At 40.3% G+C, this 14,708-nt stretch carries 4 protein-coding genes; all 4 read left to right on the forward strand.

Annotated elements, in window-relative coordinates:
• The first annotated feature begins 13 nt into the window (after window positions 1–13).
• The 4 genes from ACE01N_RS14130 (at window position 14) to ACE01N_RS14145 (ending at window position 14,360) form a co-directional block, all read left to right on the forward strand.
• Complete coding sequence (locus ACE01N_RS14130) at window positions 14–1,933, forward strand: RagB/SusD family nutrient uptake outer membrane protein (RefSeq protein ID WP_380590190.1); 1,920 nt, start codon at window positions 14–16, stop codon at window positions 1,931–1,933.
• 81 nt (window positions 1,934–2,014) lie between these two features.
• A complete protein-coding gene (locus ACE01N_RS14135; protein WP_380590193.1) occupies window positions 2,015–4,927 on the forward strand; it encodes a T9SS type A sorting domain-containing protein in 2,913 nt (970 codons plus the stop codon).
• Between the two features lie 155 nt (window positions 4,928–5,082).
• Window positions 5,083–9,699: a rhamnogalacturonan lyase family protein gene (locus ACE01N_RS14140; RefSeq protein ID WP_380590196.1), complete on the forward strand. Its 4,617-nt coding sequence runs from the start codon at window positions 5,083–5,085 to the stop codon at window positions 9,697–9,699.
• 44 nt (window positions 9,700–9,743) lie between these two features.
• The gene (locus ACE01N_RS14145; RefSeq protein WP_380590198.1) at window positions 9,744–14,360 is read left to right on the forward strand and encodes a rhamnogalacturonan lyase family protein; all 4,617 of its coding nucleotides are present in this window, start codon (window positions 9,744–9,746) and stop codon (window positions 14,358–14,360) included.
• Window positions 14,361–14,708: the final 348 nt, after the last annotated feature.

Below are 14,708 nucleotides of genomic sequence, written 5' to 3' on the forward strand. Positions count from 1 at the left end.
TAGTAAACAGGTTATGAAACAAAAGATCGTTATGAAAAACCCGGATTTAAAACATAGTTCAGCATATTTAACTCTGGTTTCGGAATATAAAGTAGTATCAGGTTTGATGAAAAAGCGAATTATAAATATACTTGGCGCAGCAGGAATCATGCTCATGGTTTTGGGCACCTGGTCCTGTTCAGATGTACTTGAAGTTAATCCGAGTGATGTACTGACTCCGGATCAGAATTACAGGGATATTTTTGATGCAAATTCAGCTGTAATTGGTGTATATGGTAAACTTCAGGAGCTGGCCCCGCAATATGTAGTTCTGAATGAGTTACGTGCAGACTTAATGGCAGTAACCGTAAATGCGGATCATTACATGCGCGAAGTAGCCAACCATAATGTAACGGCCGATAATCCCTGGGTTGATCCTCAGCCGTTTTTCTCACTGATTTTAAATTGTAATGATGTGATGAAAAACCTTAAAATAATGGTTGATGAGCATAAGATTTCCAAAGAAGAGTTTAATCCAAGATATTCTGATATTGCTGCTGTAAGAAGCTGGACGTATCTTCAACTTGCTATACACTATGGGCATGTGCCTTATATCACTGAGCCCATTGATCAGCTGAGTGATGTTTCTAAGATAGATCAGGGCGAGTATCCGTTTTTATCGCTTGAGGTTATGGTTGATACACTTGTCAATTTTATGGAATCAGTTCCGTATAAAGGGTTGTATACCGATCAGAATCTCTTATTATCCAATAATGGTTTTAGTCCGCAGATAAGTTATATTGACAAGGAATTTCTGTTAGGAGAGCTACACCTTTGGAACAACGATTATCTCCAGGCTGCTGAGTACTATAAAAGAATTATGGAACGCTCTGTCGGTAATTTTGATCGTTATAAAGTAGGAACCGACTTTTTTACATTCAGTCATTATCATTGTGGTTATATACGGTATTATGAACATGACCTGAACAGTGTGGTTAATCACTGGGGAACATTGTTTTCGACTTATGGAAGCGGAGATTATTATGACGAGTGGATATGGGTGATGTATTACAGCAGTACCTATACCCCGAGTCCTTTTATCGATCTGTTCTCGAATACCTATGGAAATTATTATTTTAAACCATCCAATCTGATTGTAAGTGATTGGAAAGGACAAATACAACAAAACGGATTTCCGGGTGATTTCAGAGGTGATATAGAGGATGAGGATGGAAACTCAGGGTCTTATAAAACCATTAACGGGCAGCCTGTTATTACAAAGTATATTTCAGATTTTGATCCGGGCAATCCTTACGACAAAAACGGGAAATGGTTCCTGTGGCGTTCTGCAGGGTTACACCTGAGATTTTGTGAAGCAACCAACAGGTATGCCCAGGAAATGGGAGCAGATAACCTTACGGTTGACAGCCTGGAAGCAGATAACTGGCAAACAAATGAAGCACTGGCTTTGTACAAAGTATCGTATGCTTTACTTAATAACAGTTTCAGGCCGAATTTTGAAACAGATGATCCTGCAAACGATTTTACGCAGAGACATCAGACACATTTGCCATTTCCATTCGATTTCGATGCCCGTAGTACAAGTATAAATGATAATCCACCGGCGGTACGTGCTCTGTGGTACAGGAACGAAGGAATACGTAACAGAGCTTACCTGGATAATGTCCCGTATTATCCGGAAAATATAGATTCTGTAGGGTTGATTAACTATCTGGAGGACAGGATTATTGAAGAGGATGCACTTGAGCTTGCTTTTGAGGGCCAGCGCTGGGGTGATTTGGTAAGGATTGCTTTGCGTAGAGATGATCCTTCATATCTGGCTGACAAAGTAGCTGATAAGCTGGCTGCAGAAGGAAATGCTGATGCAGAAGCTGTGCGGGTAAAATTAAGTAATGAGGAAAACTGGTGGTTGCCATTAACGAATAATAAATAACACAAACAATAAAGTGAATTCCTGGCCCGGGATAGGAAGGGTAAGAGTTTGAAAGCTAATTATTAATCAAAATTAAAGAGTATGAAGAATTTCTATTTTACGAAGTTAAAAATGATTACAACGGTAATGGCGTTGTTCATTTCTATGGGCTTATTTGCTCAAAGTACGATAACCTGGACTGGGGCGAACAGTTCAGATTATTCGGATCCGACAAACTGGGATCCGCAGGGTAATATTGATGGAAATGATGTGGTAATTGGTCATGCAGACAGCTATACATATCCATGTATAATAGACGCTGATGTTGATATTTCTGTTAATAGTTTAACGGTATCGGATGCCACGGAGGAAATTTTAAATCCCGATACGCCGGAAGCTGATACCATTCAGCATGCACCAGGAGAAGTTACCATTCACATGGCAACAGGTAAGTGGTTTACCGAAAATGATCCCGGTAGTAGTAAATATGTTAGGGGAATTATTAATATTACCGGAGGAAATTATCTGTATAACAGAAATAAAAACTATTATATGGATAATGCCAATGTCCGTTTAAATGTGGATTGTGATACATTCAGGATGAGAGGTTATCCACTGTTGGGAAAAAAGGACAATCCTCAAATGTGTGTAACATGGACCTTAAGCGGTCATACCTATGCAACACTTGAGTATCCTGCTTATACCGGAATTGATCGTTTCCCCAAAAATACATCTGCAGCGGTTACCGGCAGACCAAGTTTAATTATTGAAGATGAAGCCAAAATGGTAATTTTCAGAGATGCCTATGATTTTTTGCAAACACCAAAGGATTCAGGCCTTTTGGCTTCAACACCAGACAGGGATGTATATATTGAATTTGATCCGGTTACTGTTAGAACAACTATTTTCACGCGCTTGAAAACTGCATTTGTAATTGAACCTACAGACAGACAGGTGCTAATAGCTGGTGAGGAAGGTTCTATGCTTGCAGCTATCCAAAATGACGGCTTAGCAAACATGGAATCTCTGGAGTGGAAATACGGAACAACTTCAGGTGGTCCTTATGATCAGTCATTTACACCGGCTCAAACAAATGATACCATTTATCCTAATTTCACTAACTCAGGTAATTTCTACCTGGCGTTGGAAGGAATGAGTGGTGGAAATGCATCTTACTCGAATGAAGTAAACATTTTGGTTTCTTCCAATAAAGCTGTTGTTACGCCTGATTTAGGCCAAACTATTCGCTTAGGACAGCAGGCATCAATATTAACTGTAACAGAAACACCGGCTGCAACCAGTCGTGAGTGGAAATACAGCACAACACCGGGTGGACCTTATGTGTCATTTGATCCGGCTGTTACCGGAACGGAGTTTACGCCAAACTTTACCGAGGTTGGAATGTATTTTGTTGTATGTGAATCTCAAATCGATGGAAATACTGAAACATCAAAAGAAGTTATGTTTAGTATTATTGAGTCTAATGCTGCTCCTCTTAACCTTACATTTACAGGTGCGGTTTCTGATGATGCAGGGGACTTGTTTAACTGGGATCCTGCTGCATATTATCAGAATAACAAGTTGAAAGTACCGGATGCCGGTATGATGCCTGTTATTTCAGACGATGGTGTTGATACTGTAAGGTATTTTGATATTGCAAGAGATGCGGTATTTACTATAGACAAGCCAAGCTTAAATGATACCTTGGTGTATAATACGGATCATAGTAGTTCTGAGGGCTCTTTTGAAGTTGATGGAGGTGTGTTTGTGCATACTGGTGGACACTTACGTCTGTATTCTCCGTATACTACATTTACTATTAAGAATGATGCACAGGTTATATTCAAGGGTACTTCTGTTTTGATGGGTGGTAGTGATAATCCTGCCAATGGATCAAATATGATTATAGAGGACAACGCTATTGTATATTTTAATGTATGGCCTGGACGTATCTCTCCGAACCCTGGTTATAGCGAGTTCAGACTTTCCGGTAATGCAAAACTAGTTTTCTCAGGCGATTACCGAAGTACTGGTACGCCTCTTTTACACAATGTAATAACGACAACAACGCTTACAGCAAGTGATGGTAGCGATTCAATTGTTGTTGATACAACAACTTATCGTAAATTCATTACTCCTGAAGGATTTGAACCTTATATGGTATTTGATCCGGTAGATAGCGTGACCACAATTACAGCAAGGGATTTAAGTGCATTTGCTATTGAGCAGACTATTACACAAATTGTTGGCCTTAATCAGGAAACTAATCCGTTGTCGCTGATTAATTCTTCTTCGTATACGGCATTTGAATGGCAATACAGCAGAAGTGCTGCAGGTCCCTGGTCTTCATTCGAAACTCCTAAGACAGGAGAAACAGCAACGTTTGCATTTGATACTGCCGGTGTTGTATTTGTAAGATGTCTGGCTGATGGTTCAGTGGCATCAAGTAATGCAATTGCCGTTAGAACAATTAAAATTCCGGTATCTCCTGCATCATTTCAGAATATCGATCCGAATACTGACGGTACTCAGTTGAATGTTGATCTTCCGGATGGCATAACCGGTACAGAATGGAAGTACTCTACAACTTCCGGTTCAGGTTATGAAGGATTCTTCCCGATAGCACAGACCGATACATTCTATATACCAAACTTCTTTGATGTTGGAACATATTATGTTGTATTTGAAGCTGTTGCAACGGATGATAATGGTCAGGATGTCGTAGTGTACAGTAACGAAGTTACTATTAATGTTGGTAATGTTGCGATCGACAAAGTAAGTTTAGGTAGTGTATCAGTTTATCCGAACCCTGCCAGAAATGCATTCTATGTGGATGGTGGCGACCTGAAATCTTATGAATTACAGGTTGTTAATCTTCAGGGTGCAGTAGTATTTAACAGATCTTACAATCAGGTAGACGGACCACAGAAAGTGGATTTCAATAAATCTGGTTACTATCTCATAAAACTCATAGCTGACGAAGGCGTTAAAGTTGGTAGTCTGGTTATCGAATAATACTTATTAAAGGAAAGCCCCTTGGGCTTTCCTTTATTTTTTAATCAATTCTTGGTTTAGGGTGGGCTTATCTTCGATTGCTTTTTGACATTTTTCTGATCACACTGTTTTGCTTTCCCGTTTTATTCGCTTTTACATTTTCTCAGTATCTGATTATGAAAATTAAATTAATTTTTAAGTATTCTGCCTTGGCATTTCTTTTTTTAACATCAATTACGTTACAGGCACAACGTAGAATGGAGGCGCTGGACCGTGGAGTAGTGGCTGTTAAAAAGGGGAACGGAGTTTACTTAAGTTGGCGAATTGTCGCTAACGAACTTAGAAATGTAGGGTTTAATATTTACAGGGACGGAGCTAAGATTAATAGTGAACCAATATACGATTCATCGAATTTTTCTGATGCTGATGGAACTACTGATGCACATTATGCAGTTGCAGCTGTAAAGGATAATGTAGAACAGATAAAATCTCAGGAAGTTGCGGTATGGGGAAGTCAGTATCTTCAAATTCCCGTCAGCTCCATAGGAGGGCATTGGGATACATATACGATTAATGATGCTTCTGTTGGTGATCTGGATGGTGACGGAGAATATGAAATTGTTGTAAAACGTCTTCCTAAAAATACGGCGCCTGAGGCTACCGATTATAATTTGCTGGAAGCTTACAAACTGGATGGGACTATGCTTTGGCGGATTAATCTGGGACCCAATATCGCCAATGCGGTAGAAACAAATTTTTTGGTGTATGATTTTGACGAGGATGGAAAAGCTGAAGTTGTTACCCGCACGTCAGATGGAATGATTGACGGAACTGGCATTAACATTGGTGACAGGGATAACGACGGAACGGTTAATTACAGATACTCTCTCAAATTAAATTCAACTTATTACAGAATTGCCGGACCTGATTATATATCTGTTTTCGATGGTAAAACCGGAAAGGAACTGGCCTGGGGTAATTATATAGAGCGTGATCCATTGGTTCAATGGGGGACTCCGGGGATGAACGATGGTCAATTGGCTCACCGCGCCACTAAATGTATGTGGACGGTGGCGTATCTGGACGGGAAACATCCCAGTATGGTAAACAGCCGTGGTATTTACCACAGGATAAAACTGGAAGCATGGGATTGGGATGGAACAAATCTGAGTAAACGTTGGGCCTGGGATAGTAATCCTGGTGGTGCAATAACAGCTTATACAGGTCAGGGAAATCACCAGCTCAGTTGTGCCGATGTGGATGACGACGGATGTGATGAGATCATATACGGATCAATGACGGTGGATAATGATGGAACAGGGCTTTATTCTGTACGTACCGGACATGGTGATGCACTTCATGTGGGTGATATGGATCCGGACCGACCGGGTCTTGAAATATGGGATTGTCTGGAAAACAGCTCAGACTGGGGGGCAACTTTCAGAGATGCACGTACAGGTGAAATTCTCATCCGGTATCATTCCAACAGAGATTGCGGTAGATGCGCAGCTGGTGATATTAATCCTGATTCCAAAGGGTATGAGATCTGGGCAGCTACAGAGTGCCCTATGTATGATGTAGAAGGACATGTGGTGGGAACAAACAATGTGCCTCAGAATTTTATGATATGGTGGGATGGAGACTTGTCAAGAGAGTTTCTGACAGATGCAAACTTTTCCTCAGATCTGGGATATGGTATCCCTGACATTTCGAAGTACAATACAGAAACTAAGGATAATTATTCCATATTCAGAGCAAATGGTACAGCAACCAATAACTGGACAAAAGGGACACCTTGCCTGCAGGCAGACGTAATAGGTGACTGGCGTGAGGAAATTATTGTAAGGACCACTGATGATAAAGCCATGAGGTTATATACAACAACGCTGCCAACGAATCAGCGAATTCCGACTTTAATGCATGAGCCTCAGTACAGAATAGCGATCTCATGGCAGAATAATGCGTATAATCAACCGCCTCATCCAGGGATATATTTAGGCTCGGAAACTCAGGATATTCCTCCATATCCCTTTAGTAATGGTGAATTAGTATGGAATACAGGTTCAGACTGGGATAAGGTAACAGAAAACTGGCAGGATGAAAACGAAACATCTCGTGTTTATGCAGACGGCGCTGATGTGTTGTTTGATTATAATGGAGACAATTCAGCTCCGGTTAATATAAATGAGGTGTTGAAGCCTCATAGCGTCAGGATACAATCCCAACATGATTATGAATTTAGCGGAACCGGGAAACTCAGTGGTTCCATGGAACTGTTAAAAGCCGGAACGGGTACATTAAAGATTTCTAATGCGAAAAATGATTTCTCAGGCGAAACCATGGTTTATTACGGTACAATGATCCTAAACTCTGACCTTGATTCCAGTCATGTAACTGTTTGTAAGTTTGGTTCGCTTTATGCTAGCGGAAATCTGGGCAATGGACTTTGGGTTAAAACCGATGGGAAATTAAGTCCCGGTTCGGCAGGATCAGAAGCAGCACATATCAATATAAAACAGACATTATCGTTACAAAATAAGTCAAATTTATATTTCGATTTGAGTGATGATCCGACCGGAGACACAAAACTAAACGATCAGATTAATGTTACAGGAGATATGGTAGTTGACGGTGTTAGTAACCTTTATTTCAGTTGTTTGGATGGTGGTCTGAATCCTGGCTTATATAAGCTTATTAATTTCAGTGGTACTTTCAATGGTACAGCGGATAGTTTTACAATCAACGGAATTCCGGATGTTGCATGTCTGATTACTATAGATAACGGAAGTTTGATCCTTGAAGTTCTTGAAGTAAGATCATCCACAGAATTGATCTGGAAAGGTGATGTTAGTAATGTTTGGGATTTTGCAGGTGATAAAAACTGGTTAAATGATGAACAACAGGATTGGTTTCTTGGTAATGATACAGTGATATTTAACGAAACAGGTGAAAATCAAAATAGCATAAATATAACAGAAGATGTTCCGGTTAGCGGCATCCTTGTTGATGGCACATCCAGTTATACTTTCTTCGGTTCCGGAAAAATTTCGGGCAGCGGTGGATTAGTTAAAAACGGACCAGGAAAATTGTTTATAAAACTGTTAAATACCTACGAAGGCCCAACAGTACTCAATGGAGGAATGACTGAAGTTACGCAGCTTGCTGGTTCCGGTAAAGAAAGTCCGCTGGGAGCTGCTTCCGCAGATCCATCAAATCTCGTGATTAATGGTTCTATATTAAGAATTAACGGTCTGAATTCAACAACAGACAGAGGGATGACGTTTGGCCCTAACAACGGCACATTATATATTGATGCGCTTACACAGCTTGAAATGACAGGTATAATAACCGGTGAAGGTGCAATAATTAAAGATGGTGACGGAATATTGTCGATTTATAATGCCAATACGTATACAGGGGGCACTGCTATCAATAAAGGCACACTTGAGCTGGCTTCAGAAACGGCTACAATTGAGGGTCTTGGGTCAGGTCTGGTTACATTGAAAAATGCAACGCTACAGATGTTTAATAATACAGGATCAGATACAAAAATGTACTGGGATCTTGAAGTTCCTGCCGGATTTAATGCAACCCTGAATCTTGATGGCCGGTGTGGCTGGTATGGAGATTTAACCGGTAGTGGTACTTTAAATATCTATACACCTTACATTCGATCTGATTTATTTGGTGACTGGTCAGCGTTTTCAGGTTTGATTAATGTTACCACTGATAATGATGGTGGCTGGCTTATTCTGGGTAATGCATTAGGATATAAGCAAACAAGTATCCATCTGGAGGACAATGTTACAGCATTATATGCGAATACAGAAGATGCAGTCATTGAAATTGGTGAATTAACAGGTACGTCAGCATCGGTTCTGGGATCCGGAGGTCAGGGCAGCAATACCATTACATGGAAAATTGGAGGTAAGAACACCAGTTTTACCTTTGATGGAAGGATTAATAATGATCAGTATAAGAACTCAGGCTCTCAGGCTGCTGTGATAAAAACCGGATCAGGCAGAATGACCCTTACAAACAGCAATACTTATACCGGGGGAACGGTGATTGAAAAAGGTGCCATTTTGGTAGAAAACAATAGCGGAAGTGCAACCGGAACGGGATCGGTTGAGATAAAATCAGGAGGTTTGTTAGGCGGAAAAGGATATGTATCTGGTGATGTGAAAGTAAATACAAACGCATATATTTCGCCCGGTAATACAACAGGTATCGGAAGTCTGATTGTTGGAGGTAATTTAACATTAGAATCAGGAGGATATATTGTGGCTAAAGCAGATGCTACAAATAATACTTCTGATATTGTAGCAGTTGCCGGAACAGTTAATTTAAACGGTGCAAAAATATACCTGAATAAAATAAATGGATCGTATGCGGCAGGAAACCACTTTAAAGTGCTGCAATGTACAAAAATCACCGGTACGGTTTCAGGAGTAATACCTGCATCACCCGGTGATGGATTATACTGGGATCTTTCATCAATCAGTCTTGGTATTATTAAAGTAACTAATACTGTGGCTGTTCAGAATATTAGTACTGCCCCTGCACTAATATATCCGAATCCCTCAAAAGGTATGGTTTCTGTAGACTTAAGCGGTTATAGTAAAACAGGATATTTAACGGTTGAAACGCTGACCGGTCAGGTAGTATATTCTGCTTTGGTGAATGGAGGTGAATCGCATTCCGTTGATTTAAGAAACGTAGATAAAGGTATATATATGTTAAAAATAGAGTTCGGTGATCAAAAGTTAGTTAACAGCTTAGTAATCAACTGAACAAAGTATTAGATTTGGAGTTTAGAACGTACAAGGATAAAAGGATGAATGGAAGAATTTTACTCAGGTTTTGGATTTGGGTTTTTATTGTTTTTGCAACAGGTACACAGTTGCAGGCTCAACGTCAGATTGAGTCACTGGACAGAGGGGTTTTAGCGGTAAGAAAATCAACCAGTCAGGTATATATTAGCTGGCGTTGGCTGGGAACAGAATCGGAAGATGTAGGCTATAACATCTACCGGGGCAATACCAAACTGAATGATAGCCCTATTACTAATTCAACGAACTATTTAGATAATACAACAACAAGTGAATCTTACAGTGTTGCGGCAGTAATTAATGGTGTAGAACAACCCAAATCTGATCCTGTAGAGGTCTGGAGTAATACATACAAAGATATTCCGTTACAGGTTCCTGCAGGAGGAACTACACCGGATAACGTGAATTATTCATATTCTCCTAATGATGCAAGTGTTGGCGATCTGGATGGCGATAAACAATACGAGATAATATTAAAATGGGATCCGTCAAATGCCAAGGATAACTCTAATTCAGGATATACAGGAAATGTTTACATCGACGGGTACAAAATGGACGGAACATTTTTGTGGCGTGTCGATCTGGGGAAAAACATCAGGGCTGGTGCACATTACACCCAGTTTATGGTGTACGATTTTGACGGCGACGGTAAAGCGGAATTTGCTTGTAAAACTGCACCTGGAACAAAAGACGGTACAGGAGCGTATCTGAGCAAAGGTCCGGCCGCCAATGATAATGACGCAGCAGATTACCGGAATTCAAGTGGTTATATCCTGTCAGGGCCTGAATATTTGACCATTTTCAACGGTGAAACCGGAGCTGAAATGGCTACGGTAAATTATAATCCGCCAAGAGGAAATGTGAGCAGCTGGGGAGACAGTTACGGCAACCGTGTGGACAGGTTTCTGGCCTGCGTAGCTTATTTGGATGGCGTGCATCCCAGTTTGGTGATGTGTCGCGGGTATTATACCCGCATGGTGTTAGCTGCATGGGATTGGGATGGAACCAACCTGAAACAGCGTTGGGTCTTTGATACCAATAACAGTGGTTATTCATCATGGCAGCATCAGGGGAACCATCAGGTAAGTGTGGCCGATGTTGACTTTGACGGAAAAGATGAAATTATTTACGGTTCAGCAACTATTGATGACGATGGCACCGGGCTTTATAATACAAACCTCGGCCATGGTGATGCATTACATGTGTCTGATTTTGATCCTGAAAGACCAGGCCTGGAAGTTTTTGCCGTACATGAAAACTCAGTTGATGGAATGACATTTCGTGCGGCTGAAAATGGCCGGATTTTATTTCAGATTAAAGCAGGTTTTGATAATGGCCGGGGTGTGGCTGGTGATATTGATCCTAACTATTATGGTGCAGAAATGTGGAGTGGTGCCGGATCAGGAACATATAATGTCAATAAGAAGATGGTTGGTGATAAACCATCCATGAATTTCCTCATTTGGTGGGATGGCGATTTATCCCGTGAATTACTGGATAAAGACTGGAATTCAAATCAGGGGTTGGGAATTGGAAATATTACTAAATATAATGAACATTCCTCCGATACCAGGCTATTGACAGCTAATGGAACCTATTCTAATAACTATACTAAAGGGACGCCCTGCTTACAGGCAGATCTTTTTGGTGACTGGCGGGAAGAGGTGATCTGGAGAACAACCGACAATAAGAAATTAAGGATTTATACAACGCCTTATCCCACAGATGTTAAAATAAGAACTCTGATGCACGATCCGCAGTACCGTTTGGCTATTGCATGGCAGAATGTGGGATATAATCAGCCACCTCATCCGGGCTTTTATCTGGGTACAGGGATGAAAACACCGCCTTTGGCGCCAATTGTGCAGGCTGATCTGGTCTGGGACGGAACGGATGGTTTTGACTGGAACATAGCCTCTTCAGCAAACTGGCAGAATAAAAATGGCGATGTTTCTGTTTTTCATAATGGAGATGAAGTGCTTTTTTCATTAACCGGCAATAATGGCAACGCTGTAAATATTGCAGGAACAGTTACTCCCGGCAAGGTTTCTGTTGTAAGCCCTGGTGATTATACCTTCTCTGGAGCAGGTGATTTATCTGGCGCGATGGAATTAATTAAAAGCGGTACAGGAACTCTTATTGTAGCAAACAGTAATGCTTACACCGGCAAAACTGAGATTTCACAGGGAGAATTTCAGCTGGATGGAGAACTTTCTGCAAGTAAAGTTATTGCAGAGGGTAATGGTGTAATTAGTGGAACCGGAACATTTGGAAATGGTCTTGAGTTATCTGAGGGGGCTCTGTTTTATGCCGGGCATAAAGGTGAAGCAGGAACAACTTCAGTAAAAGGGGGGATGCAGGTGTCAGATGGTGTGACCTTAAATTTTGATTTGTCCAATGATCCAGACGGTGTAGCCGGAAGCAATGACTCATTGAAAGTAGATGGAGATTTTGTATTGCAGGGAAAGGCTACGGTTGCTATAAATAAAACGGATGGTGAATTATCGGAAGGAACATATTTTTTGATTTCGTATACAGGCAGTTTTGCAGGCGATTTAAATAATGTAGAGGTAACAGGCATTCGCGAGTTACTATATGAACTTCAGATTGATAACAATAATCTGGTTCTGGTAATAACAAAACCAAGAGATCCGGCATCCCTTGTTTGGGATGGAGAAAGCAGCAATGCATGGGATTTACTGAAGACATCAAACTGGCTGAATGCAGGCACCAGTGATATTTTTGTAGTAAATGATGACGTGTTATTTGATGATTCTGGAAATGCAAACGTGAATGTTTCGGATGATGTGCCGATTGGAAACATGGAAGTTAATGCATCGCAAACCTATGTTTTTTCCGGTGGTGGAACAATCAGTGGGCCAGGTGGAATTACTAAAAATGGCAGTGGTTATTTGAAAATTGCGACTAAAAATACATTTACAGGTCCGCTTGTAATTAATTCCGGTTATTTGGATGTAACATCTGTATCCAATGCCGGTGATCCCGGAGGTTTGGGGGCAGCATCATCTGATCCGGCAAACTGGATTATTGATGGTGGAATATTAAGATATTCAGGTGCGGATGCATCAACAAATCGTGGACTTACCTTAGGATCAAACGGAGCCATAATAGAAACATCTGCTTTATCACTAACTTTAGATGGGACGGTGACAGGGTTAGGCTCTCTTACTAAAAGAGGGAGTGCGACATTAAAAATATCTGGGGCTAATTCATACCAGGGTGGTACTATCATTGAAGGAGGTACCTTAAGCCTTATAACAGATAATGCAAACGTAAGCGGATTGGGTAGTGGTAAAATTACATTGAAATCTGCAACGTTAAGCATGTATGATAATAATGGTTCATACACTGATTTTACTAACGATATTGAAGTTCCTTCAACATTTAATGCCACCTGGATGCTGGATGGTCGCTGTAATATTTACAGCAAACTTACGGGGTTAGGAACGCTTAATTTATATGTTCCTTATTTAAGATCTCAAATTGACGGAGACTGGTCCGGATTCGAAGGTAAGATAAATGTAACGTCAGACAATGATGGTGGAATGTTAATTCTGAATAATGGTAACGGGTATGGAAAAGCGACTATTGATCTTGGAGATAAAGTTTCTGTGATACGGGCTAATTCTGAGGATATAACACTTGACATTGGTGAGCTGACTGGTACATCAACTTCCAGGCTTGGAGCCGGAGGAGAAGGAGCCAATACCATAACATGGCGAATTGGTACGAATAATACTAATTTTACTTTTGATGGTGTAATTTGTAATGATCAGTATAAAAACAGTGGTGCAAAAGCTGCTTTGATCAAAGCAGGTTCAGGAAGAATGACAATTACAAATAGCAATACTTACTCCGGAGGTACTGTAGTTGAAAAAGGAGCTCTGATAGTAAATAATACCAGTGGTAGTGGAACCGGGACCGGGGATATCACAGTTAACGGAGGTGCTGTTCTTAGTGGAACAGGAATTATAAGTGGCAATGTTGCTGTAAAAGCAGGTGGTTACCTGATGGCAGGAATTGCAACAACAGGGGCTGGTACACAGATAAATAGTGATGTAACTTTCTCTCCTGGATCATATTTTCTGGCTACGGTCAATAGTGATAATGGAACTTCTGACAAGCTAAAGACTACAGGTACTGTTAACCTTAATGGTACACTTTATGTCAATAACCTTGGTTCTGCATTCAAAAAAGGTGACAGTTTCATTGTTATTCAATCAACATCAAAAATTGGGGAGTTTACAGGTGTTTATCCTGCTTCTCCGGGAGAAGGATTATACTGGGACTTAAGCGGAATGAAAAATGGCGGAATTTTGCGTGTCACAGACATACCAACTTCAATCAATAATATTTCTGACCCGGCTTTGATCAGGGTTTATCCAAATCCGGTGAATGGAACACTATATGTGGACTTTAAAAGGGCCGGGAGAAATTCAGATATTTCGATAATTGATTTATCCGGCAGGGTTGTTTACAATTCTGTAGATGTGAATGATAAAACTCTCGCAGTAAGTTTTGATACATTCCCTCAGGGAATTTATCTGGTGAAAATTATTTCTGATGGTAATACAGAGATACATAGAATTGTAAAAGAATAATTGGGAGGATTTTTAATTGAGCATATTAAAATTTAAGGATTAAACATGAATTGAGCATAGGATATATAAACATTTAATTGCAAGCACCTGTAGGAAATCTTACAGGTGCTTTTCTTTTTGTAATTGGCATAATATAATTTTAAATATGTATATATTTTACTATATTTGGTCTGATTGGGAAAAAGGGGCTGTAAGTTATTGCGAGTTTATCGTTTGAGATTTGAAAGAATTTAGTTCACGTATTTAAGTTTTTGAAGGGGAGCTATAATATAACTCCGAATGAAAATTCAAAATAGCAAAAGCTATAACCAGCAAGGTTCCTGAATTACTTCGAAAGGCGTATAAAAA

This window comes from Quyinboa ferrireducens (assembly GCF_042436675.1).
Classification (GTDB): domain Bacteria; phylum Bacteroidota; class Bacteroidia; order Bacteroidales; family UBA5342; genus JBHJHP01.

Coding starts and splice junctions, on each gene's coding strand:
- ACE01N_RS14145 (WP_380590198.1), top strand. CDS start 9,744: ATGAATGGAAGAATTTTACTCAGGTTTTGGATTTGGGTTTTTATTGTT.
- ACE01N_RS14135 (WP_380590193.1), top strand. CDS start 2,015: ATGAAGAATTTCTATTTTACGAAGTTAAAAATGATTACAACGGTAATG.
- ACE01N_RS14130 (WP_380590190.1), top strand. CDS start 14: ATGAAACAAAAGATCGTTATGAAAAACCCGGATTTAAAACATAGTTCA.
- ACE01N_RS14140 (WP_380590196.1), top strand. CDS start 5,083: ATGAAAATTAAATTAATTTTTAAGTATTCTGCCTTGGCATTTCTTTTT.